The organism is Mycolicibacterium parafortuitum (genome assembly GCF_010725485.1).
Taxonomy (GTDB): domain Bacteria; phylum Actinomycetota; class Actinomycetes; order Mycobacteriales; family Mycobacteriaceae; genus Mycobacterium.
The window spans coordinates 4,642,590-4,665,964 of sequence record NZ_AP022598.1 but is presented as its reverse complement, the minus strand read 5'-3'; the positions used below and the strand labels follow the sequence as shown (position 1 = coordinate 4,665,964).

28 protein-coding genes are annotated in these 23,375 nt (G+C 69.6%); 21 read left to right on the top strand and 7 right to left on the bottom strand.

Going from position 1 to position 23,375, the window contains the following annotated elements; genetic code table 11:
* Nucleotides 1–17 precede the first annotated feature (17 nt).
* The 4 genes from NTM_RS22020 (at nt 18) to NTM_RS22005 (ending at nt 3,750) form a co-directional block, all read left to right on the top strand.
* Entirely contained in the window at nt 18–1,319 is a 1,302-nt protein-coding gene (locus NTM_RS22020; RefSeq protein WP_163767822.1) for an adenosylmethionine--8-amino-7-oxononanoate transaminase, read from the top strand.
* An 87-nt stretch (nt 1,320–1,406) separates the two neighbouring features.
* Nucleotides 1,407–2,549, top strand: a complete 1,143-nt coding sequence (locus NTM_RS22015; RefSeq protein ID WP_163767820.1) for an 8-amino-7-oxononanoate synthase — start codon at nt 1,407–1,409, stop codon at nt 2,547–2,549.
* Complete coding sequence (bioD, locus tag NTM_RS22010) at nt 2,546–3,226, top strand: dethiobiotin synthase (protein WP_163767817.1); 681 nt, start codon at nt 2,546–2,548, stop codon at nt 3,224–3,226. Before NTM_RS22015 ends, bioD begins: the two co-directional genes overlap by 4 nt.
* Entirely contained in the window at nt 3,226–3,750 is a 525-nt protein-coding gene (locus NTM_RS22005; RefSeq protein WP_163767813.1) for a 2'-5' RNA ligase family protein, read from the top strand. The genes bioD and NTM_RS22005 overlap by 1 nt, the downstream gene beginning before the upstream one ends.
* Before the next feature lie 3 nt (nt 3,751–3,753).
* On the opposite strand, the gene NTM_RS22000 is transcribed toward NTM_RS22005, so the two are convergent.
* Nucleotides 3,754–4,326, bottom strand: coding sequence for a TetR/AcrR family transcriptional regulator (locus NTM_RS22000; protein ID WP_163767809.1), 573 nt, complete (start codon nt 4,324–4,326; stop codon nt 3,754–3,756).
* Between the two features lie 125 nt (nt 4,327–4,451).
* Between NTM_RS22000 and bioB the strand changes: the two genes are divergently transcribed.
* Genes bioB through NTM_RS21985 form a run of 3 tightly spaced genes read left to right on the top strand, consistent with a single transcriptional unit; the run spans nt 4,452 to nt 6,375 of the window.
* Nucleotides 4,452–5,447: a biotin synthase BioB gene (gene bioB / locus NTM_RS21995; protein ID WP_083143328.1), complete on the top strand. Its 996-nt coding sequence runs from the start codon at nt 4,452–4,454 to the stop codon at nt 5,445–5,447.
* A gap of 26 nt (nt 5,448–5,473) precedes the next feature.
* On the top strand, nt 5,474–5,722 hold the full coding sequence (gene bsaP / locus NTM_RS21990) for a biotin synthase auxiliary protein BsaP (protein ID WP_435405131.1): 249 nt from the start codon (nt 5,474–5,476) through the stop codon (nt 5,720–5,722).
* A 53-nt stretch (nt 5,723–5,775) separates the two neighbouring features.
* Nucleotides 5,776–6,375 carry a DUF2567 domain-containing protein gene (locus NTM_RS21985; RefSeq protein WP_163767806.1) on the top strand — a complete coding sequence of 200 codons (600 nt, stop codon included), beginning with the start codon at nt 5,776–5,778 and terminating at the stop codon, nt 6,373–6,375.
* Here NTM_RS21985 and NTM_RS21980 read toward each other — a convergent pair.
* Both NTM_RS21980 and NTM_RS21975 read right to left on the bottom strand, forming a co-directional pair.
* The gene (locus NTM_RS21980) at nt 6,311–7,663 is read right to left on the bottom strand and encodes a lipase family protein (RefSeq protein WP_163767803.1); all 1,353 of its coding nucleotides are present in this window, start codon (nt 7,661–7,663) and stop codon (nt 6,311–6,313) included. The two genes, NTM_RS21985 and NTM_RS21980, sit on opposite strands and share 65 nt — an antisense overlap.
* A gap of 42 nt (nt 7,664–7,705) precedes the next feature.
* Nucleotides 7,706–8,383 (bottom strand): NUDIX hydrolase, encoded by a 678-nt coding sequence (locus tag NTM_RS21975; protein WP_179964081.1) that lies wholly within the window; start codon nt 8,381–8,383, stop codon nt 7,706–7,708.
* A 74-nt stretch (nt 8,384–8,457) separates the two neighbouring features.
* On the opposite strand from NTM_RS21975, the gene nadA reads away from it, so the two are divergent.
* From nadA to NTM_RS21955, 4 genes are read left to right on the top strand one after another with little or no spacing between them, the layout of a single operon-like run.
* Nucleotides 8,458–9,501 carry a quinolinate synthase NadA gene (gene nadA, locus NTM_RS21970; protein ID WP_163767797.1) on the top strand — a complete coding sequence of 348 codons (1,044 nt, stop codon included), beginning with the start codon at nt 8,458–8,460 and terminating at the stop codon, nt 9,499–9,501.
* Nucleotides 9,498–11,045: an L-aspartate oxidase gene (locus NTM_RS21965; protein ID WP_163767795.1), complete on the top strand. Its 1,548-nt coding sequence runs from the start codon at nt 9,498–9,500 to the stop codon at nt 11,043–11,045. Before nadA ends, NTM_RS21965 begins: the two co-directional genes overlap by 4 nt.
* Nucleotides 11,045–11,902 carry a carboxylating nicotinate-nucleotide diphosphorylase gene (gene nadC / locus NTM_RS21960; RefSeq protein WP_163767791.1) on the top strand — a complete coding sequence of 286 codons (858 nt, stop codon included), beginning with the start codon at nt 11,045–11,047 and terminating at the stop codon, nt 11,900–11,902. The genes NTM_RS21965 and nadC overlap by 1 nt, the downstream gene beginning before the upstream one ends.
* A 20-nt stretch (nt 11,903–11,922) precedes the next feature.
* Nucleotides 11,923–12,363, top strand: a complete 441-nt coding sequence (locus NTM_RS21955) for a hypothetical protein (RefSeq protein ID WP_163767788.1) — start codon at nt 11,923–11,925, stop codon at nt 12,361–12,363.
* On the opposite strand, the gene NTM_RS21950 is transcribed toward NTM_RS21955, so the two are convergent.
* The gene (locus tag NTM_RS21950) at nt 12,364–13,002 is read right to left on the bottom strand and encodes a LysE family transporter (RefSeq protein WP_104860930.1); all 639 of its coding nucleotides are present in this window, start codon (nt 13,000–13,002) and stop codon (nt 12,364–12,366) included.
* A gap of 22 nt (nt 13,003–13,024) precedes the next feature.
* Nucleotides 13,025–13,435, bottom strand: a complete 411-nt coding sequence (locus NTM_RS21945) for a nitroreductase family deazaflavin-dependent oxidoreductase (protein WP_163767785.1) — start codon at nt 13,433–13,435, stop codon at nt 13,025–13,027.
* A gap of 36 nt (nt 13,436–13,471) precedes the next feature.
* Between NTM_RS21945 and hisD the strand changes: the two genes are divergently transcribed.
* From hisD to hisI, 8 genes are read left to right on the top strand one after another with little or no spacing between them, the layout of a single operon-like run.
* On the top strand, nt 13,472–14,827 hold the full coding sequence (hisD, locus tag NTM_RS21940) for a histidinol dehydrogenase (RefSeq protein WP_163767782.1): 1,356 nt from the start codon (nt 13,472–13,474) through the stop codon (nt 14,825–14,827).
* A 31-nt stretch (nt 14,828–14,858) separates the two neighbouring features.
* A complete protein-coding gene (locus tag NTM_RS21935) occupies nt 14,859–15,965 on the top strand; it encodes a histidinol-phosphate transaminase (RefSeq protein ID WP_163767779.1) in 1,107 nt (368 codons plus the stop codon).
* Complete coding sequence (gene hisB, locus NTM_RS21930; RefSeq protein ID WP_163767776.1) at nt 15,962–16,579, top strand: imidazoleglycerol-phosphate dehydratase HisB; 618 nt, start codon at nt 15,962–15,964, stop codon at nt 16,577–16,579. Before NTM_RS21935 ends, hisB begins: the two co-directional genes overlap by 4 nt.
* A complete protein-coding gene (gene hisH / locus NTM_RS21925) occupies nt 16,576–17,196 on the top strand; it encodes an imidazole glycerol phosphate synthase subunit HisH (protein WP_163767775.1) in 621 nt (206 codons plus the stop codon). The genes hisB and hisH overlap by 4 nt, the downstream gene beginning before the upstream one ends.
* A gap of 5 nt (nt 17,197–17,201) precedes the next feature.
* The gene (priA, locus tag NTM_RS21920; RefSeq protein ID WP_083143393.1) at nt 17,202–17,957 is read left to right on the top strand and encodes a bifunctional 1-(5-phosphoribosyl)-5-((5-phosphoribosylamino)methylideneamino)imidazole-4-carboxamide isomerase/phosphoribosylanthranilate isomerase PriA; all 756 of its coding nucleotides are present in this window, start codon (nt 17,202–17,204) and stop codon (nt 17,955–17,957) included.
* Complete coding sequence (locus NTM_RS21915) at nt 17,954–18,772, top strand: inositol monophosphatase family protein (RefSeq protein WP_104860936.1); 819 nt, start codon at nt 17,954–17,956, stop codon at nt 18,770–18,772. Before priA ends, NTM_RS21915 begins: the two co-directional genes overlap by 4 nt.
* Nucleotides 18,769–19,554 carry an imidazole glycerol phosphate synthase subunit HisF gene (hisF, locus tag NTM_RS21910; RefSeq protein ID WP_104860937.1) on the top strand — a complete coding sequence of 262 codons (786 nt, stop codon included), beginning with the start codon at nt 18,769–18,771 and terminating at the stop codon, nt 19,552–19,554. The genes NTM_RS21915 and hisF overlap by 4 nt, the downstream gene beginning before the upstream one ends.
* Nucleotides 19,551–19,901, top strand: a complete 351-nt coding sequence (gene hisI, locus NTM_RS21905) for a phosphoribosyl-AMP cyclohydrolase (RefSeq protein ID WP_104860938.1) — start codon at nt 19,551–19,553, stop codon at nt 19,899–19,901. The genes hisF and hisI overlap by 4 nt, the downstream gene beginning before the upstream one ends.
* 41 nt (nt 19,902–19,942) lie before the next feature.
* Here the strand turns inward: hisI and NTM_RS21900 are convergent, their stop codons facing one another.
* Entirely contained in the window at nt 19,943–20,737 is a 795-nt protein-coding gene (locus NTM_RS21900) for an ABC transporter ATP-binding protein (protein ID WP_104860939.1), read from the bottom strand.
* Nucleotides 20,734–21,198: a peroxiredoxin gene (locus tag NTM_RS21895; RefSeq protein WP_104860940.1), complete on the bottom strand. Its 465-nt coding sequence runs from the start codon at nt 21,196–21,198 to the stop codon at nt 20,734–20,736. The genes NTM_RS21900 and NTM_RS21895 overlap by 4 nt, the downstream gene beginning before the upstream one ends.
* Before the next feature lie 32 nt (nt 21,199–21,230).
* Here NTM_RS21895 and NTM_RS21890 point away from each other — a divergent pair, with 32 nt between their 5' ends.
* Nucleotides 21,231–22,757 carry an anthranilate synthase component I gene (locus tag NTM_RS21890; protein WP_163767772.1) on the top strand — a complete coding sequence of 509 codons (1,527 nt, stop codon included), beginning with the start codon at nt 21,231–21,233 and terminating at the stop codon, nt 22,755–22,757.
* Nucleotides 22,754–23,350: a TIGR02234 family membrane protein gene (locus tag NTM_RS21885; RefSeq protein ID WP_104860942.1), complete on the top strand. Its 597-nt coding sequence runs from the start codon at nt 22,754–22,756 to the stop codon at nt 23,348–23,350. Before NTM_RS21890 ends, NTM_RS21885 begins: the two co-directional genes overlap by 4 nt.
* Nucleotides 23,351–23,375 lie beyond the last annotated feature (25 nt).

Below are 23,375 nucleotides of genomic sequence, written 5' to 3'. Positions count from 1 at the left end.
CGGTTAATCTACCGAAGGTGTCTGCGTTGAGGCCTGCCGAGATCAGCGCGCTCGACGCTGCTCACATCTGGCATCCCTACAGTCCGATCGGCGCCGACGCGCTCGCGCCCGTCGTCGCGGTCGGCGCGCGGGGCGCATGGCTCACCCTGGTTCACGATGACCGCGAGGTCGAGGTGCTCGACGCGATGGCGTCGTGGTGGACCGCGGTACACGGCCACGGCCACCCGGTGTTGGACGCGGCGATCACCCGCCAGCTGGCCACGATGAACCACGTGATGTTCGGCGGGCTGACCCACGAGCCGGCCGCACGGCTGGCGCAATTGCTCGTCGAGATCACCCCGGCCGGGCTGGAAACGGTGTTCTTCAGCGACTCGGGTTCGGTGTCGGTGGAGGTCGCCGTCAAGATGGCGCTGCAGTTCTGGCGCAGCAGTGGCCACCCGGCCAAGAGCCGCCTGATGACCTGGCGGGGCGGCTACCACGGCGACACCTTCACCCCGATGAGTGTGTGCGATCCGCAGGGCGGTATGCACGAACTGTGGACGGGGGAGCACTCGTTGCTGGCCGATCAGGTGTTCGCGCCGCCGGTGCCCGCGCAGTACGACCCGGCCTACAGCGCCGCCTTCGCCGAGCAGCTCGGCAGGCACGCCCACGAGCTCGCCGCGGTGATCGTCGAGCCGGTGGTGCAGGGGGCGGGCGGCATGCGGTTCCACGACCCGCGTTACCTGTCGGATCTGCGCCGGATCTGTGACGAGCACGATGTGCTGCTGATCTTCGACGAGATCGCGACCGGGTTCGGCCGCACCGGCGCGCTGTTCGCCGCCGACCACGCCGGGGTGTGCCCGGACATCATGTGCGTCGGCAAGGCACTGACCGGGGGGTACCTGACGCTGGCGGCGACGCTGTGCACGCGACGGGTCGCCGACACGATCAGTGCCAACCCACCCGGCGCGCTGATGCACGGTCCGACGTTCATGGCCAACGCGCTGGCCTGTGCGGTCAGCGTGGCCTCGGTGGAACTGCTGCTCGCATCGGACTGGCAGGCGCAGGTACGGGGCATCGAAGCCGGTCTGCAGGCCGGGCTCGTCGCGGCCGCCGACCTGCCGAATGTCGCCGACGCGCGCGTGCTCGGCGCGATCGGGGTGCTGGAGTTGGACAGCCCGGTCGACCTGCGGGTGGCGACGCCGGTGGCGATCGAGCACGGCGTGTGGCTGCGGCCGTTCCGGAACCTGGTCTATGTGATGCCTCCTTATATCTGCACCGCAGACGAGATCGCCCAGATCACCTCCGCGATGACCGAGGTCGCCCGTGCACTAACCTGAACGGTGTTCAATCGTCGGCTCGCCGACATGTTCAATCGTCGGCTCGCCGACATGTTCAATCGTCGGCTCGCAAGCCCTAGGAGCACCGTGACGCGCGTCGGTATTTCCCCGCTGGCCTGGCTCGACGAGGTCGAGGCGCAGCGGCGCGCCGCCGGTCTGCGCCGGTCGCTGAGGCCCCGCCGGCCGGTCGGTACGGAGCTGGATCTGGCCTCCAACGACTATCTGGGCCTGTCACAGCACCCCAGGGTGATCGACGGCGGCATCGCCGCGCTGCGCACCTGGGGCGCGGGCTCGACCGGGTCACGGCTGGTCACCGGCAACACCGAACTGCATGAGGAGTTCGAGGACGCGCTCGCCGGATTCGTCGGCGCCGAGTCCGCGCTCGTGTTCTCGTCGGGCTACACCGCCAACCTCGGAGCCGTCGTCGCGCTCTCCGGTCCCGGATCGCTACTGATCTCCGATGCCTACACGCACGCCTCGCTGGTCGACGCGTGCCGGCTGTCGCGCGCGCGGGTCGCGGTGACCCCGCACAACGATGTCGCCGCGGTCGAGCGGGCACTGGCCGGCCGCGACGAGGAGCGCGCCGTCTTCGTCACGGATTCGGTGTTCTCCGCCGACGGAGACCTGGCGCCGCTACGGGACCTGCACGCGGTCTGCCGCAGGCACGGCGCACTGTTGCTCGTCGACGAGGCCCACGGGCTCGGTGTGCGCGGTGACCGGGGACGCGGACTGCTCGACGAGGCGGGGCTCGCCGGCGCTCCCGACGTGGTGATGACGACGACGCTGTCGAAGGCGCTCGGCAGCCAGGGCGGTGCGGTGCTGGGCCCGGCGGCGGTGCGCGCGCATCTGATCGACGCGGCCCGCACCTTCATCTTCGACACCGGGCTGGCGCCGGCCGCGGTCGGTGCCGCGCACGCCGCGCTGCAGGTGCTCGTCGACGAGCCGTGGCGTGCCCAGCGTGTTCTCGACCACGCCGCCGCCCTTGCCGAGATCTGTGGTGTCGGCGACGTGCCGTCGTCGGCGGTGGTCTCGGTGATCCTCGGGGATCCCGAGGTCGCGGTCGCTGCGGCCGCCGCATGCCTCGACCGCGGTGTCCGGGTCGGCTGCTTCCGTCCGCCGACGGTTCCCGCGGGCACGTCGCGGTTGCGGCTGACGGCGCGCGCGTCGCTGACCGACGACGAGATGGCGCTGGCCCGGCAGGTGCTGACCGAGGTGTTGGCGGCCGCGTGAGCGTCCTGTTCGTGACCGGGACCGGCACCGGTGTCGGCAAGACCGTCGCGACCGCGGCGTTGGCGTGTTGCGCCAGGCTTGCCGGAATCGACGTCGCGGTGTGCAAGCCCGTGCAGACCGGCACGCAGGACGGCGACGACGACCTCGCCGAGATCGCCCGGCTGGCCGGCATCGGCGAACTGTATTCGCTGGCCCGGTTTCCTGAGCCGCTCGCGCCGCTGGCCGCCGCGCAGCGGGTCGGCGCCGACCTGCCGGCGCGCGGTGCGCTGCTCGACCTGATCGCCGCCGCCGACCGGCCCGGACGGCTGACGCTCGTCGAAGGAGCCGGTGGCCTGCTGGTCCAACTCGGCGCCGACGGCGTCACCCTGCGCGATCTCGCTGTCGACCTCGCGGCGCCGGTGATGACCGTGGTGGCGCCCGGACTCGGTACCCTCAATCACACGATGTTGACTCTGGAGGCGTTGTCCCACAGGGGACTTCGCAGCGCCGGTCTTGTGATCGGTGCGTGGCCGGCGCAGCCGGGGGTCGCCGAGAGTGACAACCGGGAGGCGCTGGCCCGGCTCGCGCCCGTGCGCGCCGCGCTGCCCGCGGGCGCCGGAACCCTCGGTGCCGCGGACTTCGAGCGGATCAGTGCACGCGCCTTCGATGCGGCGTGGGTTGCGGGTCTGACCGGCTGATGGTCCATTCCGTCGAGTTGCTGTTCGACGAGGTGTCCGAGGCGGCTCTCCGGGAGGCTTGGGATGAGTTGGCGCGCAACGGTATCCGCAGTCTGTCCAGCCACCGTTCGGAGAGTAACCGGCCGCATGTCACCGTGACCGTCGCCGCCGAGCTCGACGACGCGGTCGACGCGTCGCTGCGGCGCGCGCTGGACCGACTGCCGCTGCGGTGTGTGATAGGCGCTCCGATGCTGTTCGGCGGCGGACGGGCCACCACGCTGGTCCGCCTCGTGGTGCCGTCGGCCGAGCTGCTGGCGCTGCACGAGCAGGTGCACCGGATCTGTGTGCCGCACATGCCGGATGGGCCGCTGCCGCACGCCGCACCTGGTCAGTGGACACCGCACGTCACGCTCGCGCGGCGGGTGCCGGCCGCGGCGCTGCCGGTCGCGGTGACGCTGCCCGCGGTGACCCGCGATCTCGACGCGGCCGTGGTCGGGCTGCGGCACTGGGACGGCAACGCCAAAGTCGTGCACCCGATCGGCTGAGGATCAGGCTTCGGCGTGGCTGTGCGCGGCGATCCCGTCGATCAGCAGTTGCACCCCGAAGGTGAAACGGGTGTCCGGCTCTTCGGCCCACACCGTCTGCGCGACATCGGCGCCCGCGGCGTCCCACTGCAGCCGGGACTGCTCGTCGGCGGTGAACCCGAGCACGTAGTAGATCACCGATCGAGCGGCCAACTCGGCCTGCCCGGCTGCGACACCCGCGTCTCCGGCGGCATCGGCGAGGCGGGTCAGCACATCCGTCATCGCCTCGGACTGACCCGCGGCGAAGCTCGCCGAGACCAGCTCGGCACCGTCGGTGTGCGACAGCAGCGCGTCGCGCAATTGCGCGCACGACCGGCGAATCCGGTCCCGCCACGGTCCGGTGACCTCGCCGACCGGGCTCAGGATGCGGTCGGCGACCGCCCCGAGCAACTGCTGCTTGTTCTCGAAATGCCAGTACAGCGCGCCGGGGGACACGTTCAGCTCCCGGGCCAGCCTGCGCATCGACAGGTCCGCGATCCCGTAGTTGTCCAGCACGGACGTCGCCACGTCGACCACGTCGTGTTTGGAGAGCTGCACCCCGTTACCCTAACCTGAACGGTGTTCAATTGTCGGCTCGGCCGACGTGTTCAATCGTCGGCTCGCCGACGTGTTCAATCGTCGGCTCGGCCGACGTGTTCAACAGGGGCAAGGGAGACGATCTGGTGACCGACATTCTGGCAGTGGCTCGCGAGCAGGTATTGGAACGTGGCGTCGGTCTCGACCAGGCCCAGACCCTGCAGGTGCTGCAGCTGCCGGACGACCGTCTCGACGACCTGCTGGCCCTGGCCCACGAGGTCCGGATGGCGCACTGCGGTCCCGACGTCGAGGTCGAGGGCATCATCAGCCTCAAGACCGGCGGCTGCCCCGAGGACTGCCACTTCTGTTCCCAGTCAGGGCTTTTCGCGTCTCCGGTACGCAGCGCGTGGCTGGACATCCCGAGCCTGGTGGAGGCGGCCAAGCAGACCGCGAAGACCGGTGCCACCGAGTTCTGCATCGTCGCCGCGGTTCGCGGGCCCGACGAGCGGCTGCTCGCGCAGGTCGCCGCGGGCATCGAGGCGATCCGCAACGAGGTCGACATCCAGATCGCGTGCTCGCTGGGCATGCTGACCCAGGACCAGGTCGAGCAGCTCTCGGCGATGGGTGTGCACCGCTACAACCACAACCTGGAGACCGCCCGCTCCTTCTTCACCAACGTGGTCACCACCCACAGCTGGGAAGAGCGTTGGGACACCCTGCAGATGGTGCGCGAAGCCGGTATGGAGGTGTGCTGCGGTGGCATTCTCGGCATGGGTGAGACGCTCGAGCAGCGCGCCGAGTTCGCCGCGAACCTCGCCGAGCTCGACCCGCACGAGGTGCCGTTGAACTTCCTCAACCCGCGTCCGGGTACGCCGTTCGGCGACCTTGAGGTGCTGCCCGCGACCGAGGCGCTCAAGGCGGTCGCCGCGTTCCGGTTGGCGCTGCCGCGCACGATGCTGCGGTTCGCCGGCGGCCGTGAGATCACCCTCGGTGACCTCGGCGCCAAGCAGGGCATCCTCGGCGGTATCAACGCCGTCATCGTCGGCAACTATCTGACCACTCTGGGCCGGCCCGCCGAGGCGGACCTGCAGCTTCTCGACGATCTGCAAATGCCGATCAAGGCCCTCAACGCGACGCTGTAGTCGGCACGGGTAGAACCGATCACGTGATGGTCACCGAAGGCACAGAACTGCCAGCGCCCGTCGGCGCAGGCCTCTACAACGTCTATACCGGCGTCTCGACCGGCTCCGAAGCGGGTGGCGCCGTTCCCACCGCGGCCCAGCTCGGTCTGGAACCGCCGCGGTTCTGCGCGTCCTGTGGCCGCCGGATGATCGTGCAGGTCCGGCCCGACGGCTGGTGGGCCAAGTGCTCACGGCACGGCACGGTCGATTCCACCGATCTGGACATCTACCGGTGACCGCCGCCGTGCACCCGCCCCGCACATCGGCGACGCGAGCGGCGCTTACCATCGTGGCCGGACTCGCGCTCGCCGGTGCGCTCGTCGGCGTGCTGTGGGCCTGGCTGGCCCCGCCCGTCAAGGGCGTCGTCGCATTGACGCGCGCCGGCGACAAGATCAAGGCGCACATCGGCATGGAGGCCGATAACTGGTTCACCGCGGCGTTCCTGATGGTCGGCCTGCTGTCGGTGTTGGCGGTGATCGCCGCGGTTGCGGTGTGGCAGTGGCAGACTCACCGCGGACCGGTGCTCGCCGGCGCGCTGGCCGCCGGATCGCTGCTGGCCGCGGCGAGTGCCGCGGGAACTGGGGCGCTGGTCGCCCACCTGCGCTACGGAGCCGTCGACATCGCGGGTGCTCCGGTGTCCGAGCAGCAGCGCGTGCACTACATCACCGAGGCGCCGTCGGTGTTCTTCGGTCATTCGCCACTGCAGATCGCGCTGAGCCTGCTGTTCCCGGCGGCAGTGGCCGCGATGGTGTACCTGCTGGCCGCGGTGGCGTGCCCACGCGACGACCTCGGAGCGTGGCCGCCCGTGGAGTATCCGGCCGCGCCTACAGATCGAATCGGGACAGGGGTGAACGTTCCAGCCGCCGCCCCAGCACCACCTTCGCCGTGATCTTGCCGAGGGTCAGCATCCCGCGGTAGGTGGACGGGTTCAGAAGCGTCGGCCACTTGGTGCGGGCGATGTGTGTCGCGAGCGGGCGGCCGGCGAAGCGGTCCCGCAGCCAGCGCAACGTCATCGGCGCCGACATCGGGTGTAGCAGCAGATGCTCGCTGAACATGTCGCGGTGGTAGGTGACGCTGGCGCCGCCGTTGGTGTAGATCTCGGTCAGCTCGTCGATGTCGTTGACCGAGATGATCCGGTCGTGTACGGCCTGCACGATCAGCACCGGGACCTTCGGCGCCATCGCCCCCAGTTTGATGCTGTCGAAGACGTGCTGGACCTCGGGCGTCAGCAGGATCTCTTCCAGCGGGCGGTCCACCCAGTGCGCCATGTCCTTGCCGACCAGCGCGAGCATCGCGTGCGCGGTGGTCATCTTCTCGATCCGCGCCAGCATCGCCTTGCCCTCGGGGGTGGCGTGCTCCTGGATGATCCGGTCGAGGTCGGGATAGATGTGGGTGAGCGCGGCGACGACCATCGCGGGCAGCCCCGAGTAGACGCTGCCGTTGAGCCTGCGGAACGCGTGTCCGAGATCGCCCACCGGTGAGCCCAGCACGGCGCCGACGACGTTCAGCTCGGGCGCGTAACTGTCCTGCACTTCGGCGGCCCAGGCAGAGGCCAGGCCGCCTCCGGAGTAGCCCCACAGCCCGACCGGGGCGTCTGCGGCCAGCTGCAGCGGCGCATGGTTGACCGCGGCGCGGATGCCGTCGAGCACGTGGTAGCCCGGCTCGTACGGGGCGCCCCACATTCCGGTGGTGCCTTCGTGATCGGGCACCGAGACCGCCCAGCCCTCGGCCAATGCGGCGGCGACGAGCAGGAATTCGAACTGGGCCACCGCGCCGACGGCCTTGGCGCCGCGTCGCAGCGCATAGGACGGGAAACACCGCCCCGCGACCGCGTCGATGGCGCACTGGTAGGACACGATCGGTGTCGGGCCCTCCGGGGTCCGTTCCGCGGGCGCCAGGACGGTCGTGACGGCGGCCTGCGGATCGCCGTGCAGGTCGGCGGTGCGGTACAGCAGCTGGGTGGCCTGGAACTTCTGCGGGATCAGCCCGAGAAACGCCAGCTCGACGTCGCGGGAGCGCAGCACCGTGCCGGGTCGCGCATGCTCGTAGCCCGCGGGCGGCTCGTAGAACGGATCGTCGGCCGGCAGCACCGGCCGCGCCTTGCGCTGCAGGGGTTCGTGGACGGGCTGGCCGATCCATTCGGCGCCGGTCGACCGTGCAACATTGCCCAAGTCCATCCGGCCATTCTTACTTAAGAAGGTATTAAGAAGCTAGCCGACTCACCCGGGCGGGCGTAACGCCGCGAACTCGTCGGTCACGCGGTACCGGGCGTCGGTGAAGCGGTACAGCGCGGCCGGACGGCCGCCGCTGCGGCCCGACCGTGCGGTGGTGCCGGTGCGCGTGATCACGTGCCTGCGTTCCAGGACGCGTTGCAGGTTGGTCGCGTCGACCGGGTGTCCGAGCGCGGCGCTGTAGATGTCGCGCAACGCTGACAGTGCGAATTCCGCTGGCGCCAAGGCGAATCCGATATTGGTATAGGAGAGCTTCGCGACCAGGCGGGTGCGTGCGTGTTCGACCATGGGTCCGTGGTCGAACGCCATCGGCGGCAGGTCGCTGACGGGGTGCCAGCGGGTGTCCGACGGCAGTTCCGGGGTGGCGGGGGAGGGCACCAGACCGAGGAAGGTCGAGGCGATGGTGCGCGGCCCCGGCACGCGGTGCGGGTCGGAGAAGATGGCCAACTGCTCCAGGTGGGCCAATTCGCGAAGGTCGACCTTCTCGGCCAGTTGCCGCCGCACCGAGCTGGTCAGATCCTCGTCGGAGCCCAGCTGGCCGCCCGGCAGCGACCATTTCTCCTTCTCGGGCTCCAGGGCGCGCTGCCACAACAGCACGTGAAGTGCGGGTTTGGCCGACGGGGGCGATTTCTCGACGCGGCGCACCTGGAACACGACGGCGAGCACCTCGTGCGCAGTGCTAGTATGTGGCATGTTTTCGATTGTAAGTCGAAAACCTCGATGACGTGAAGGAGACGGCGATGACGGTTCTCGCTGGGACGTATGACACCGCGATGGCGGACCGTGTCGTGGACGGCCCGGGTGGATACTCCGGCATCGACGGTGACGAAGCGTGGGCCGCCGAGGTGCGCCGGCTGCTGAAGCTGCGCGGCGCGACGCTGCTGGCACACAACTATCAGCTCCCGGCGATCCAGGACGTGGCCGACCACGTCGGCGACTCGCTGGCACTGTCGCGGATCGCCGCCGAGGTTCCCGAGGACACCATCGTGTTCGCCGGCGTGCACTTCATGGCCGAGACCGCCAAGATCCTGTCGCCGGAGAAGACGGTGCTGATCCCGGACCAGCGGGCCGGCTGCTCGCTGGCCGACTCGATCACCGCCGACGAACTGCGCGCGTGGAAGGCCGAACACCCCGGTGCCGTCGTGGTGTCCTACGTCAACACCACCGCCGCGGTGAAGGCCGAGACCGACATCTGCTGCACCTCGTCGAACGCCGTCGAGGTCGTCGCGTCCATCCCCGAGGATCGCGAGGTGCTGTTCTGCCCTGACCAGTTCCTCGGCGCCCACGTGCGCCGGATGACGGGTCGGAAGAACCTGCATGTGTGGGCCGGTGAATGCCACGTCCACGCCGGCATCAACGGCGACGAATTGGCCGATCAGGCCCGGGCGCATCCCGAGGCCGAACTGTTCGTCCACCCCGAGTGCGGGTGTGCGACCTCGGCGCTCTACCTCGCCGGCGAGGGCGCGTTCCCCGAGGATCGGGTCAAGATCCTGTCCACCGGGGGGATGCTCGACGCAGCCCGCGAGACCGGCGCCAAGCAGGTGCTGGTGGCCACCGAGATCGGCATGCTGCATCAGTTGCGCCGTGCCGCACCGGACGTCGACTTCCAGGCGGTCAACGATCGCGCGTCGTGCCGGTACATGAAGATGATCACCCCGGCGGCGATGCTGCGTTGCCTGGTCGAGGGCGCCGACGAGGTGCACGTCGACCTGGACATGGCGGCCAAGGCGCGGTTGAGCGTCACGCGGATGATCGAGATCGGGCAGCCCGGCGGCGGGGAATGACCGCCTGCGGCGGCAGCACCGGGTGGCGACAACGCGCTGACGTCGTCGTCATCGGCACCGGCGTCGCAGGACTCGCCGCCGCCCTGGCCGCGCACCGCCGCGGTGGCAAGGTGGTGCTGCTGAGCAAGGCCGCCGAGACCGCCACGTTCTACGCCCAGGGCGGTATCGCGGTGGTGCTGCCCCGCACCGAGGACTCCGTGGACGCCCACGTATCGGACACCCTCGCCGCGGGCGGCGGGCTGTGCGATGCCGACGCGGTCCGCTCGATCGTCACCGGCGGCTATCAGGCGGTCACCGAATTGGTCGCCGCCGGAGCACGTTTCGATGAATCGGCCCCCGGCCGATGGGCGCTGACCCGCGAGGGCGGCCACACCCGGCGGCGGATCATCCACTCCGGCGGGGACGCGACGGGCGCCGAGGTGCAGCGCGCACTCGACGTCGCCGCGTCGTCGCTCGACATCCGGCGCAACCACGTCGCGCTGGACCTGATCCTCGACGACGGCGCGGTCGCCGGCGTGCACGTGCTCAGCGACGACGGTTTCGGCGCCGTGTACGCGCCGTCGGTCATCCTCGCGACCGGTGGCCTCGGACATCTGTATTCAGCCACCACCAACCCGGACGGATCCACCGGTGACGGTGTCGCACTGGCCATGTGGGCCGGGCTCTGTGTGGCCGATCTTGAGTTCATCCAGTTCCACCCGACGATGCTGTACTCCGGTTCCGGTGGTGGACGGCGTCCGCTGATCACCGAGGCGCTGCGCGGCGAGGGGGCGAAACTCATCGACGCACAGGGCCGTTCGGTCACCGCCGGTGTGCACCCGATGGGTGATCTCGCGCCGCGTGACGTGGTGGCCGCCGCGGTCGAGGCGCGGTTGTCCGAGACCGGCGACGAGTGCGTGTATCTCGACGCCCGCCACATCACCGATTTCGCGCGGCGGTTCCCGACGGTCAACGCGTCCTGTCTGGATGCGGGTGTCGACCCGGTGCGCCGGCCCATCCCGGTGGTCCCCGGCGCGCACTACAGCTGCGGTGGCGTGGTCACCGATGTGTACGGCCGCACGGCCGTCTCGGGGCTGTTCGCCGCCGGTGAGGTGGCGCGCACCGGGATGCACGGTGCCAACCGGTTGGCGTCCAACAGCCTGCTCGAGGGTCTGGTGGTCGGTGGCCGCTCCGGTGCGGCGGCGGCGGAGTTCGCCGCGACCAGTGGCCCGGTGCGGCTGGTCGAACCCGCGCCTGCGGTCCGCCCGACGCTGCCGCGCGCCGAACTGCAGGCCGCGATGACCCGGCACGCCTCCGTCGTGCGTGACGGCGACGGCCTGGCCCGGCTCGCCGAGCTTATCGAGACCGCCCCGCCGCGAACCTTGAAGTCACGCAAGGACTTCGAGGACGCCGCGCTGACCGCCGTCGCCTCGGTGGTGGCGAGTGCGGCAGCCGCGCGCACCGAGAGCAGGGGCTGTCACCACCGCTCCGACCATCCATTGACCGATCCCGCGCAGGCCGTCAGCGTCGCTGCCGGCCTCGCGCCCGCCACCGTGGGGTGCTGATGAGACTCACCGACACTGAACGCGCCGAAGCGCGGGCCGTCATCGCCCGCGCCCTCGAAGAGGACCTCCAGTACGGACCGGACGTGACCACCATGGCCACCGTCGGCGCCGACGCGACGACAACCGGCTCGATGGTCGCCCGCGAGGCCGGTGTGTTGGCCGGCGCGGAGCTGGCGGTGATGGTGCTCGATGAGGTGATCGGTGCCGGCAACTACAGCATCGAGCAGCAGTCGCCGGACGGTACCCGAATGGAGCCGGGCGCGGTGGCGCTGTCGGTCAAGGCGCCGACCCGGGGCCTGCTCACCGCCGAACGCACGATGCTGAACCTGGTGTGTCACCTGTCCGGGATCGCGACCGCGACCGCGGCATGGGTCGACGCCGTGTCGGGCACCAAGGCCGAGATCCGCGACACCCGTAAAACGTTGCCCGGGTTGCGGGCTCTGCAGAAGTACGCGGTCCGGGTCGGCGGCGGGGTCAACCACCGGATGGGTCTCGGCGACGCCGCGCTGATCAAGGACAACCACGTCGCCGCGGCCGGATCCGTGGTCGCCGCGCTGCGTGAAGTACGTTCGGCTGCACCGGATCTGCCATGTGAGGTCGAGGTCGACTCACTGGAGCAACTCGACGAGGTGCTCGCCGAGGGGGTCGAACTGGTGCTGTTGGACAATTTCCCGGTGTGGCAGACCCAGATCGCCGTGCAGCGACGCGACTCGCGGTCGCCGCAGACGAAACTGGAATCCTCCGGCGGTCTCGCCCTGGAGAACGCCGCCGAATACGCGGGTACCGGGGTCGACTACCTCGCGGTGGGCGCATTGACGCATTCGGTGCGCGTGCTCGACCTCGGCCTGGATCTCTAGTCGATGAAGATCTCTGACCGATGAAGGCAACGGCACTCGTGGCCGCGGTGTTGGCGCTCGGCGTGGCCGTCGTCGCGTTGATGCGCACGTTCGGGGGTGATCCCGGCTACACCGACGCCCAGCGCGCAGACGCGAAGAACTCCGTCTGCGCGGCTTTCGAGACCGTGCGGTCCGGCGTCGCGACCAACACCAACGCGACTCCGCCGGGTGACATCGCCGGTGCGCTCGCCGTCGCGGCCAATGCCCGCATCGCGCTGTTCGACGGCGGTCAGTACCTGCTCGCGAAGCTCGATCCGGCGACCCCGCCCGAGCTGGCCGAGGACGTCCGCACGTTCGCCAACGAGTTGATGGACATCGGCGCCGCCGCGACCGCGGGCGTACCCAACGACGATCCCGAGCAGGCCGGCAGGCTGCGGGATGCCGAAGCGGCGAGTGCGGCGGTCCACGGCCACTGCGGATAGTTACACAGGCGCCGGGCCGCGGCGGACGAACGCCAGCACCACGGCGGCGGTCGCGAACAGGCCCGAGAACACGCGGTTGAGCAGCGTCTGTTGCCGCGGGGTGCGCAGCCACGCCAGCAGTCGCACCGACAGCGCGGTGTAGAAGCCCATCACGACCATGTCGACGGCCACCATCGTCACGCCGATGGCCAGGTACTGCGGCAGCAGCGGGGCGCCCGGGTTCACGAACTGCGGCATCACGGCCAGAAAGAACAGCAGGCCCTTCGGGTTGGTCGCGTTGACGAGGAAGCCACGCACCAGCAGCGCGAGGCGTCCGCCGTCCATCGCCCGGTCGATCTGGGCGTCGAGGTTGATCGCGGCGCTGCGCCATTGCCGGTATGCCAGGTAGGCCAGATACGCCACGCCGAGCCACTTGATGATCGTGAACGCGAGGATCGAGTTCGCGACCGCGGCACCGAGACCGACGGCCACCAGGGTCAGCTGCAGCATCAACCCGACCTCCAGGCCGACGATGCTCCAGTACCCACGCTTGACGCCGTGGGTCAGGCCGGTCGCCATCGACTGCACGGCACCCGCACCCGGCGAGACCGCGATCGCGATCGCGGCGCCGAAGAATGCCAGCCACATCTGCCAGGTCATGGCGTCAGTCTGGCAGGTCGGGTCAAGCGATATCCGCGACGAACACCCCGGACTGCTTCCCGACGATCCGGGCCATCCGGGGCAGCGATTCGTCGACGGTCCCGGCCGGCAACACCCGCGGCCGCACCAGGTGAAAGGTCTTCTTACCGATCTGGATATCGGCCTCACCGGCGGCGAGGACGTTCTTGACCCAGTTGGTCTTGCCGTGTGCCAGCCCGATCGCGAGCACGTCGCCTTTGCGGTACGGAGTGACGATCGTCTCGTACGGTTTGCCCGACGTGCGTCCGCGATGCTTGATCACCCCGAGACCGGGCATCCGCTTCGAGAACGGCCTGATCAGCCGGTTGATGTATTTGACCTGCAGGTTCTCCAGCCACGGCGGAAAGATCATCGGTACGCCCGGAGCGTTGTTGGGGTGCTCGCTGGCTCGCATGACGCCTCCATAACCGATTTGGTCTGCTCTGGGAGAATGGTCGACGTGAATGTAACGCCAAGGCTCCTGCGGCGCATCGATCTGCGCGGAACGACGCTGTCGGCGGCCCGCCTGCGCGGCGCGCTGCCGCGTGGTGGGGTCGACGTCGACGCCGTGGTGCCGAAGGTCCGCCCGATCGTCGATGCCGTCGCCCAACGAGGCGCCGAGGCTGCACTCGACTACGGCGCGTCGTTCGACGGTATCCGGCCCGACACGGTCCGGGTGCCCGCCGCGAAGCTCGCCGAAGCCCTCGCCACACTTGACGACGACGTGCGCACCGCGCTCGAGGTCGCGATCGAGCGCACCCGCACCGTGCACGCCGATCAGCGCCGCACCGACACCACCACCACCCTCGCGCCGGGCGCGACCGTAACGGAGCGGTGGGTGCCCGTCGAACGGGTCGGGCTGTACGTGCCCGGCGGCAACGCCGTCTACCCGTCGAGCGTCGTGATGAACGTCGTGCCGGCACAGACCGCCGGGGTGGACTCGCTGGTGATCGCGAGCCCGCCGCAGAAGACCAACCCGGAGCAGTTCCAGGGGCTGCCGCACCCGACGATCCTCGCCGCCGCCGCGCTGCTCGGCGTCGACGAGGTGTGGGCCGTCGGCGGTGCACAGGCCGTCGCACTGCTCGCCTATGGCGGCGTCGACACCGACGGCACCGAACTGGCGCCGGTGGACATGATCACCGGGCCCGGCAACATCTACGTCACCGCCGCCAAGCGGATCTGCCGCTCGCAGGTCGGCATCGACGCCGAGGCGGGCCCGACCGAGATCGCGATCCTGGCCGACCACACCGCCGACCCGGTGCACGTGGCCGCCGACCTGATCAGTCAGGCCGAGCACGACGAGATGGCGGCCAGCGTGCTCGTCACCGACAGCACCGATCTGGCCGATGCGACCGACCGCGAGCTGGCAGTGCAGCTGGAGACCACCGTGCACCGCGAACGCGTGACCGCCGCGCTGAGTGGGCAGCAGTCGGCGATCGTGCTCGTCGACGACGTCGAGGCCGGGGTACGGACCGTCAACGCGTACGCGGCCGAACACCTGGAGATCCAGACCGCCGACGCATCAGCGGTCGCGAACCGGATCCGTTCGGCCGGGGCGATTTTCGTGGGCCCGTGGTCGCCGGTGAGCCTCGGCGACTACTGCGCGGGCTCGAATCATGTGCTGCCCACCGCCGGATGCGCACGGCATTCCAGTGGTCTGTCGGTGCAGACGTTCTTGCGCGGCATCCACGTCGTCGACTACAGCGAGGCCGCGCTCAAAGACGTGTCCGGCTACGTGATCACGCTGGCCAACGCCGAGAACCTGCCCAGCCACGGCGAAGCAGTGCGCCGGAGGTTTGAGCGGTGACGATGAGCGCTTGCGCGAAGAGCGGACTGCTATGAGTCTCGGTGACAAGGTGACGTTGGACGACTTGCCGCTGCGGGACGACCTGCGCGGAAAATCGCCCTACGGCGCACCACAACTCGTAGTTCCGGTACGGCTGAACACCAACGAGAACCCGCACCCGCCGACCCAGGCGCTGATCGACGACGTCACCGCCTCGGTGCGCGAGGTGGCGGGGGAGCTGCACCGCTACCCCGACCGCGACGCGGTCGCGCTGCGCACCGACCTGGCCCGTTACCTGACTGCCAAGACCGGCAACCCGGTCGGCGTCGAGAACGTCTGGGCCGCCAACGGTTCCAACGAGATCCTGCAACAGCTGCTGCAGGCCTTCGGTGGTCCCGGCCGCAGCGCGATGGGCTTCGTGCCGTCGTACTCGATGCACCCGGTCATCGCCGACGGCACCCAGACCCAGTGGTTGGTGGCCCACCGTGCCGAGGATTTCAGCCTCGACGCGGCGGTCGCCGCGACGGGGATCAAGGAACACAACCCCGACATCGTGTTCGTCACCAGCCCCAACAACCCGACGGGGCAATCGGTTTCGCTCGACGATCTGCGGCTGCTGCTGGACGCGATGACGGGCGGGGTGATGATCGTCGACGAGGCCTACGGCGAGTTCTCGTCGCAGCCGAGCGCGATTGCGCTGCTCGACGCATACCCGGCCAAGCTCATCGTCAGCCGCACGATGAGCAAGGCGTTCGCGTTCGCCGGCGGTCGGCTGGGCTACCTGGTCGCCGCGCCGGCCGTCATCGACGCGATGCTGCTGGTGCGGCTGCCGTATCACCTGTCGTCGGTCACGCAGGCCGCCGCACGCGCGGCGTTGCGGCACGCCGACGAGACGCTGGGCAGCGTGGCCACCCTGATCGCCGAGCGGGAACGGGTCTGCGCAGGCCTGGCCGACCTCGGTTTCCGGGTGATTCCCAGCGACTCGAACTTCGTGCTGTTCGGCGAGTTCGCCGACTCGGCCGCGACGTGGCAGCGCTACCTCGACGAGGGTGTGCTGATCCGTGACGTCGGCATCCCCGGATATCTGCGGACCACCATCGGCCTGGCCGACGAGAACGACGCGCTGCTGGCTGCCAGCGCCCGAATAGGAGCAAAATGACCCTCCCGAACCGCCGAGCCCGAGTCGAGCGCAAGACCAAGGAATCCGACATCGTCGTCGATCTCGACCTCGACGGCACCGGTCAGGTCAGCATCGACACCGGTGTGCCGTTCTTCGATCACATGCTGACGTCGCTGGGCAGCCACGCCAGCTTCGACCTCACCATCAAGGCCGTCGGCGACATCGAGATCGAGGGCCACCACACCATCGAGGACACCTCGATCGTGCTCGGGCAGGCACTCGCCCATGCACTCGGCGACAAGAAGGGCATCCGCCGCTTCGGTGATGCGTTCATCCCGATGGACGAATGCCTCGCGCACGCCGCCGTCGACGTGTCCGGGCGGCCGTACTTCGTGCACACCGGCGAGCCGGACTACATGGTGCAGTTCACCATCGCCGGCTCCGCCGCGCCGTACCACACTGTCGTCAACCGGCACGTCTTCGAATCGCTGGCCTACAACGCCCGCATCGCCCTGCATGTGCGCACCCTGTACGGCCGCGACCCGCACCACATCACCGAGGCCGAGTACAAGGCCGTCGCTCGCGCGCTGCGCCAGGCCGTCGAGTACGACCCGCGTGTGACCGGCATCCCGTCCACCAAAGGCTCATTGTGACAACGAAACTGGTCGTACTCGACTACGGGTCCGGCAACCTGCGTTCGGCCCAGCGGGCACTGGAGCGGGTCGGGGCCGAGGTCGAGGTCACCGCCGATCCGGGCGCGGCGGCCAATGCCGATGGGCTGGTCGTCCCCGGGGTCGGTGCGTTCGAGGCGTGCATGAACGGATTGCGCGCCATCGGTGGCGACAAGATCATCGCCGAGCGCGTCGCCGCGGGCAGACCGGTGCTCGGCGTATGCGTCGGCATGCAGATCCTGTTCTCCCGTGGCGTCGAGTTCGGTGTCGAATCCACCGGCTGCGGACAGTGGCCTGGTTCGGTGGTCCGGCTCGACGCACCGGTGATTCCGCACATGGGCTGGAACGTCGTCGACGCCCCGGCCGGCAGCGTGCTGTTCAAGGGTATGAGCGCCGACACCCGCTTTTACTTCGTGCACTCCTACGCCGCCCAGCAGTGGGAGGGTGACCCGGCGGCGCTGCTGACCTGGGCCACCCACCACGTGCCGTTCCTGGCCGCGGTCGAGGACGGACCGCTGTCGGCGACCCAGTTCCACCCGGAGAAGAGCGGGGACGCGGGCGCCGAATTACTGTCGAACTGGGTTGGGGCGCTAAGTTGACCAGCGTGAATCCGGTGAATGCCTCGTCGAAACTGATCCTGCTGCCCGCCGTCGACGTCGTCGAGGGCCGCGCGGTGCGCCTGGTGCAGGGGCAGGCCGGCAGCGAGACCGAGTACGGCTCGGCGCTGGAAGCGGCGATGACGTGGCAGCGCGACGGTGCCGAGTGGATCCATCTGGTCGACCTCGATGCGGCGTTCGGCCGCGGGTCCAACCGGGAACTGCTCGCCGAGGTCGTCGGCAAGCTCGACGTCGCCGTCGAACTGTCCGGCGGCATTCGTGACGACGAGTCGCTGGCCGCCGCGCTGGCGACCGGCTGCGCGCGGGTGAACCTCGGCACCGCGGCGCTGGAGAACCCGCAGTGGTGCGCCAAGGTGGTCGCCGAGCATGGTGAGCAGGTGGCCGTCGGGCTCGACGTCAAGATCGAGGACGGTCAGTACCGGCTGCGTGGTCGCGGCTGGGAGACCGACGGCGGTGACCTGTGGACCGTGCTGGAACGCCTTGACGGCGAGGGATGTTCGCGGTTCGTCGTCACGGACGTCACCAAGGACGGCACCCTCAACGGACCGAACCTGGACCTGCTCGCCCAGGTCTGCGAGCGCACCGACGCGCCGGTCATCGCGTCCGGCGGGGTGTCCAGCCTCGACGACCTGCGCGCGATCGCCACGCTGACCGACCGCGGCGTCGAGGGTGCCATCGTCGGAAAGGCGCTCTACGCGGGACGTTTCACGTTGCCGCAGGCTCTCGACGCGGTCCGAACGTGACGCTCGACCAACAGCAGCTGACGGATCTGCTCGACACGGCGGTAGGTGTCCTCGACGGCGCGTCGGCGCAGTTCGTCGCCGGGCACCGTGCCGACTCCGCGGTGGCGAAGAAAGGCAACGACTTCGCCACCGAGGTCGACCTCGCGATCGAGCGGCGCGTGGTCGCCGAGTTGACCAGGCTGACCGGTATCGGTGTGCACGGCGAGGAGTTCGGCGGCGAATCGCTGGACGCCGAACAGGTGTGGGTGCTCGACCCGATCGACGGCACGTTCAACTACGCGGCGGGTCTGCCGACGGCCGCGATCCTGCTCGGTCTGCTCGTGGACGGTGAACCGGTGCTCGGGCTGACGTGGCTGCCGTTCACCGGCCAGCGGTACACGTCGATGCAGGGTTCGCCCGTGCGCTGCAACGACGAGGAACTCCCCGCGCTGGCACCGGTGACTCTCGCCGAATCCATCGTCGGGACGGGCACCTTCAACATCGACTCTCGGGGCCGCTACCCGGGCCGGTACCGGGTCAAGGTGCTGGAGAACCTGAGCCGGGAATGCTCACGGATGCGCATGCACGGCGCGACCGGCGTGGACTTCGCCTACGTCGCTGCCGGAATCCTGGGCGGGGCAATCAGTTTCGGACACCACGTGTGGGACCATGCTGCCGGTGTGGCGCTGGTGCGAGCTGCCGGGGGCATCGTCACCGATCTGGCCGGTGAGCCGTGGACGGCGTCGTCACCGTCGGCGTTGGCCGCTGCACCCGGGGTGCACGAGGAGCTCCTGGAGATCGTGCGCGCCGCCGGTGACCCGAAGGACTACCTGTGAAGGCTGCGAGCGACGTCGCGACCCGGGTGATCCCTTGCCTGGACGTCGATGACGGCAGGGTCGTCAAGGGCGTGAACTTTGCGAACCTGCGTGACGCCGGCGACCCGGTGGAGCTCGCGGCCGCCTACGACGCCGAGGGCGCCGACGAGCTGACCTTCCTGGACGTGACCGCGTCGTCGTCCGGCCGCAGCACGATGCTCGACGTGGTGCGCCGTACCGCCGAGCAGGTTTTCATCCCGCTGACCGTCGGCGGCGGTGTCCGCTCGATCGCCGACGTCGACGTGCTGCTGCGTGCGGGCGCGGACAAGGTGTCGGTGAACACCGCCGCGATCGCACGCCCCGAACTGCTCGCCGAGCTGTCTCGGCAGTTCGGTTCGCAGTGCATCGTGCTGTCGGTCGACGCGCGCACCGTGCCCGAGGGTTCGCAGCCCACACCGTCGGGATGGGAGGTCACCACCCACGGTGGCCGCCGCGGCACGGGCATCGACGCGGTCGAATGGGCCACGCAGGGCGCTGAACTCGGGGTCGGGGAGATCCTGCTGAACTCGATGGACGCCGACGGCACCAAGGCCGGCTTCGACCTGAAGATGCTGCGCGCGGTGCGCGGTGCGGTGACCGTGCCGGTGATCGCCAGCGGCGGCGCGGGCGCGGTGGAGCACTTCGCGCCGGCGGTGTTCGCCGGCGCCGACGCAGTACTGGCCGCCAGCGTGTTCCACTTCCGCGATCTGACGATCGGTGAGGTGAAGGCGGCGATGAAGGCCGAAGGGATCACGGTCCGATGAGCGGTCTCGACCCCGCGATCGCGGCCAGGCTCAAGCGCAACGCCGAAGGCCTGTTCACCGCTGTCGTGCAGGAACGCGGCAGCGGGGACGTGCTGATGGTGGCCTGGATGGACGACGACGCGCTGGCTCGCACGCTGGAAACCCGTGAGGCGACGTACTTTTCCCGCTCCCGCAACGAGCAGTGGGTGAAGGGCCTGACATCGGGCCACACCCAGCATGTGCACTCGGTGCGACTGGACTGCGACGGGGACACCGTGCTGCTGGAGGTCGATCAGGTCGGCGGCGCCTGCCATACCGGCGACCACAGCTGTTTCGACGCCGACCTGCTGCTCGGCCCGGAGGCGTAGCCCCCGGCGCTCACGTCGAATCTGCCTCAGATTCGGCAGGGCTAGATAATCCGCGACGCTTTCGCCCGCGCCGTCCAGCGCCCGTCGTCGTACCCCACCACCACAGGATGGGCGAAGGCCTCCGACACCGTCTCGGTGGTGATCGTCTCGCGAGCCGGGCCGCTGGCGACGGCGCGGCCCTCGGCGATCAGCAGCGCGTGCGTCGTCGTGGTCGGCAGTTCCTCCAGATGGTGCGTGACGAGGATCGACGCCACTTCGGGGTGGGTCTGGTCGAGCGAGTCGATGGTCTCCAGAAGCTGTTCGCGGGCAGCCACATCCAGCCCGGTGGACGGTTCGTCGAGCAGTAGCAGCCGCGGTTCGGCGATCAACGCCCTGGCGATCAGTGTGCGGCCGCGTTCGCCCTGCGACAGCGTCGGCCACACGTCGCCGGCCTTGTGGGACAACCCGACCGCGTCGATCATCGCGTCGGCGCGGGCGGACTCCTCGCCCGAGGCCGTCCACCGCATCGGCGTGTCGATGGTCGCGGTGATCCCGGTCATCACGACGTCGCGCACGGTCAGCGAGTACTGCAACTGGTGACGCGGGTTGACGTGCCCGATCGAGTGCCGCAGCGACGCTAGATCCACCCGGCCCATCTGCTGCCCGAGGATCCGCACCGTGCCCGAGGACGGGAACGTCACTGCCGCACAGAAACCCAGCAGTGTGCTCTTGCCCGCGCCGTTCGGGCCGAGCAGCGCCCAGTGCTCGCCTTCGCGCACGGTCAGCGAGATGCCGTCGATGATCTGCTTACCGTTGCGGCGGAACGTCACATCGGTGAGCTCAAGAACCGGTGTCACCGGGACCTCAGCACCTCCAGTGCCTTGTCGGCGTGGGTGTCCATGCTGAACTCGCTGGCGATGGCCGCCAGCACGGTGCGGTCGGTGTCGATGACGAACGTGGTGCGCTTGACCGGCATGAACTTGCCGAGCAGCCCGCGCTTGACGCCGAACTGCTCGGCGACCACACCCTCGGTGTCCGACAGCAGCGGATAGTCGAAGTTCTGCTTGTCGGCGAACTGGGCCTGCTTGTCGACGCTGTCGGCGCTGATGCCGACCCGGGTAGCCCCGGCCGCGGCGAACTCCGAGGCCAGGTCTCGGAAGTGACAGGCTTCCTTGGTGCAGCCGGGCGTCATCGCGGCCGGATAGAAGAACAGCACGATCGGTCCGTCGGCCAGCAGCTCGGTGAGCGTGCGCGTCGTGCCCGTCTGGTCCGGCAGTTCGAACTCGGCGACCCGATCACCCGGTTTGAGGGGATTCATGCTTATCACGGTACGTCTGGGAGAATCGCGGCGTGCAGACGACCGCCGACCTGACCGTGACGACCTCGCGGGAGGACTTCCGGACGCTGGCCGCCGAGCATCGCGTGGTCCCGGTGACCCGCAAGGTGCTCGCCGACAGCGAGACGCCGTTGTCGGCGTATCGCAAGCTGGCCGCCAACCGGCCCGGAACGTTCCTGCTGGAGTCCGCGGAGAACGGGCGGTCGTGGTCGCGCTGGTCGTTCATCGGCGCGGGGGCACCGTCGGCTCTGACGGTGCGCGACGGCGAGGCGGTATGGCTCGGCGTCATCCCGCAGGACGCCCCCGCGGGCGGTGACCCGCTGGAGGCGCTGAGGTCGACGCTGTCGCTGCTGGAGACCGCCCCGTTGTCCGGTCTGCCGCCGTTGTCGTCGGGCCTGGTCGGGTTCTTCGCCTACGACATGGTGCGCCGGCTGGAGCGGCTGCCGGAGCTGACGGTCGACGACCTCGGGCTGCCGGACATGATGCTGTTGCTGGCCACCGACATCGCCGCCGTCGACCACCACGAGGGCACGATCACGCTGATCGCGAACGCGGTGAACTGGAACGGCACCGACGAGCGCGTCGACGAGGCCTATGACGACGCCGTCGCGCGGCTGGATGTGATGACCGCGGCGCTGGCCGAGCCGCTGGCCTCGACCGTGGCGACGTTCAGCCGGCCCGCCCCGCAGCATCGCGCGCAGCTGACCGTGCAGGAGTACACGAAGGTCGTCGACAAGCTGGTCGGCGACATCGAGGCCGGTGAGGCCTTCCAGGTGGTGCCGTCCCAGCGCTTCGAGATGGACACCGACGCGGACCCGCTGGATGTCTACCGGATGCTGCGGGTGACCAACCCCAGCCCGTACATGTACCTGCTCAACGTCCCGAACAGCGATGGGGGACTGGACTTCTCGATCGTGGGATCCAGCCCCGAGGCGCTCGTCACCGTCAAGGACGGGCGCGCCACCACGCACCCGATCGCCGGCACCCGGTGGCGCGGTGACACCGAGGAGGAAGACCTTCTCCTGGAGAAGGAACTGCTGTCCGACGAGAAGGAACTCGCCGAGCACCTGATGCTCGTCGATCTCGGCCGCAACGACCTGGGCCGCGTGTGCCGGCCGGGCACGGTGAAGGTCGAGGATTACAGCCACATCGAGCGCTACAGCCACGTGATGCACCTGGTGTCGACGGTGACCGGACTGCTCGCCGACGGCAGGACCGCGCTGGACGCCGTGACGGCCTGCTTCCCGGCCGGGACGCTGTCGGGTGCGCCGAAGGTGCGGGCGATGGAGCTCATCGAGGAGGTCGAGAAGACCCGCCGCGGCCTCTACGGCGGCGTGCTCGGCTATCTCGATTTTGCGGGCAACGCCGACTTCGCGATCGCGATCCGGACCGCGTTGATGCGCGACGGCACCGCCTACGTGCAGGCCGGTGGTGGCGTTGTCGCGGATTCCAACGGTCCGTACGAGTACAACGAGTCCGCGAACAAGGCGCGAGCGGTGCTCGCCGCGATCGCCGCCGCCGAGACGCTGAGAGAGCCGTGACCCGGGTCGCGCAACTCCTGCTTCTGCTCGCCGCGGTGGGCCTGTGGGGCGCCTCGCGCCTGACATGGGTTCAGATCAGTTCGTTCGACGGCCTCGGGCAACCGAAGACGACCGATCTGGCGGGCTCCACGTGGTCCACGGCGCTGGTGCCGCTCGCGCTGTTGCTGGCCGCGGCCGCGGTCGCGGCGCTGGCGGTGCGCGGATGGCCGCTGCGGATCCTGGCGGTGCTCGTCGCCGCCGCGAGTGCGGGCATGGGCTACCTCGCGATCAGCTTGTGGGTGGTCACCGACGTGGCTGTCCGCGCCGCCCGGCTCGCGGAGGTGCCGGTGGCCGATCTGACCGGGACCGAGCGCTACTACACCGGCGCAACGGTGACTCTCGTCACAGCGGTGCTGGCGTTGGCCGGTGCTGTTCTGCTGATGCGGTCGGCGGCCGGTGGACGCGCCGATGCCGCCCGGTTCACCCGTCGCCCGGCTGGTGACGTCGATGCGGGCACGCCCGCGCAGGGGTCGATGTCGGAGCGGATGATGTGGGACGCGCTCGACGAGGGCCGTGACCCGACCAACCCTGACAACAGGGGCGGTGACAACTGATGGCTCGTCGGCGACTACCCTTCGG

What these genes read in the sequence shown, in the direction of transcription:
- NTM_RS22005 (WP_163767813.1), top strand. Translation starts at nt 3,226, where the DNA reads ATGGTCCATTCCGTCGAGTTGCTGTTCGACGAGGTGTCCGAGGCGGCT.
- bsaP (WP_435405131.1), top strand. Translation starts at nt 5,474, where the DNA reads ATGGTCACCGAAGGCACAGAACTGCCAGCGCCCGTCGGCGCAGGCCTC.
- NTM_RS21980 (WP_163767803.1), bottom strand. Translation starts at nt 7,663, where the DNA reads ATGGACTTGGGCAATGTTGCACGGTCGACCGGCGCCGAATGGATCGGC.
- nadA (WP_163767797.1), top strand. Translation starts at nt 8,458, where the DNA reads ATGACGGTTCTCGCTGGGACGTATGACACCGCGATGGCGGACCGTGTC.
- NTM_RS21965 (WP_163767795.1), top strand. Translation starts at nt 9,498, where the DNA reads ATGACCGCCTGCGGCGGCAGCACCGGGTGGCGACAACGCGCTGACGTC.
- nadC (WP_163767791.1), top strand. Translation starts at nt 11,045, where the DNA reads ATGAGACTCACCGACACTGAACGCGCCGAAGCGCGGGCCGTCATCGCC.
- NTM_RS21955 (WP_163767788.1), top strand. Translation starts at nt 11,923, where the DNA reads ATGAAGGCAACGGCACTCGTGGCCGCGGTGTTGGCGCTCGGCGTGGCC.
- NTM_RS21950 (WP_104860930.1), bottom strand. Translation starts at nt 13,002, where the DNA reads ATGACCTGGCAGATGTGGCTGGCATTCTTCGGCGCCGCGATCGCGATC.
- NTM_RS21945 (WP_163767785.1), bottom strand. Translation starts at nt 13,435, where the DNA reads ATGCGAGCCAGCGAGCACCCCAACAACGCTCCGGGCGTACCGATGATC.
- hisD (WP_163767782.1), top strand. Translation starts at nt 13,472, where the DNA reads ATGGTCGACGTGAATGTAACGCCAAGGCTCCTGCGGCGCATCGATCTG.
- NTM_RS21935 (WP_163767779.1), top strand. Translation starts at nt 14,859, where the DNA reads ATGAGTCTCGGTGACAAGGTGACGTTGGACGACTTGCCGCTGCGGGAC.
- hisB (WP_163767776.1), top strand. Translation starts at nt 15,962, where the DNA reads ATGACCCTCCCGAACCGCCGAGCCCGAGTCGAGCGCAAGACCAAGGAA.
- hisI (WP_104860938.1), top strand. Translation starts at nt 19,551, where the DNA reads ATGAGCGGTCTCGACCCCGCGATCGCGGCCAGGCTCAAGCGCAACGCC.
- NTM_RS21895 (WP_104860940.1), bottom strand. Translation starts at nt 21,198, where the DNA reads ATGAATCCCCTCAAACCGGGTGATCGGGTCGCCGAGTTCGAACTGCCG.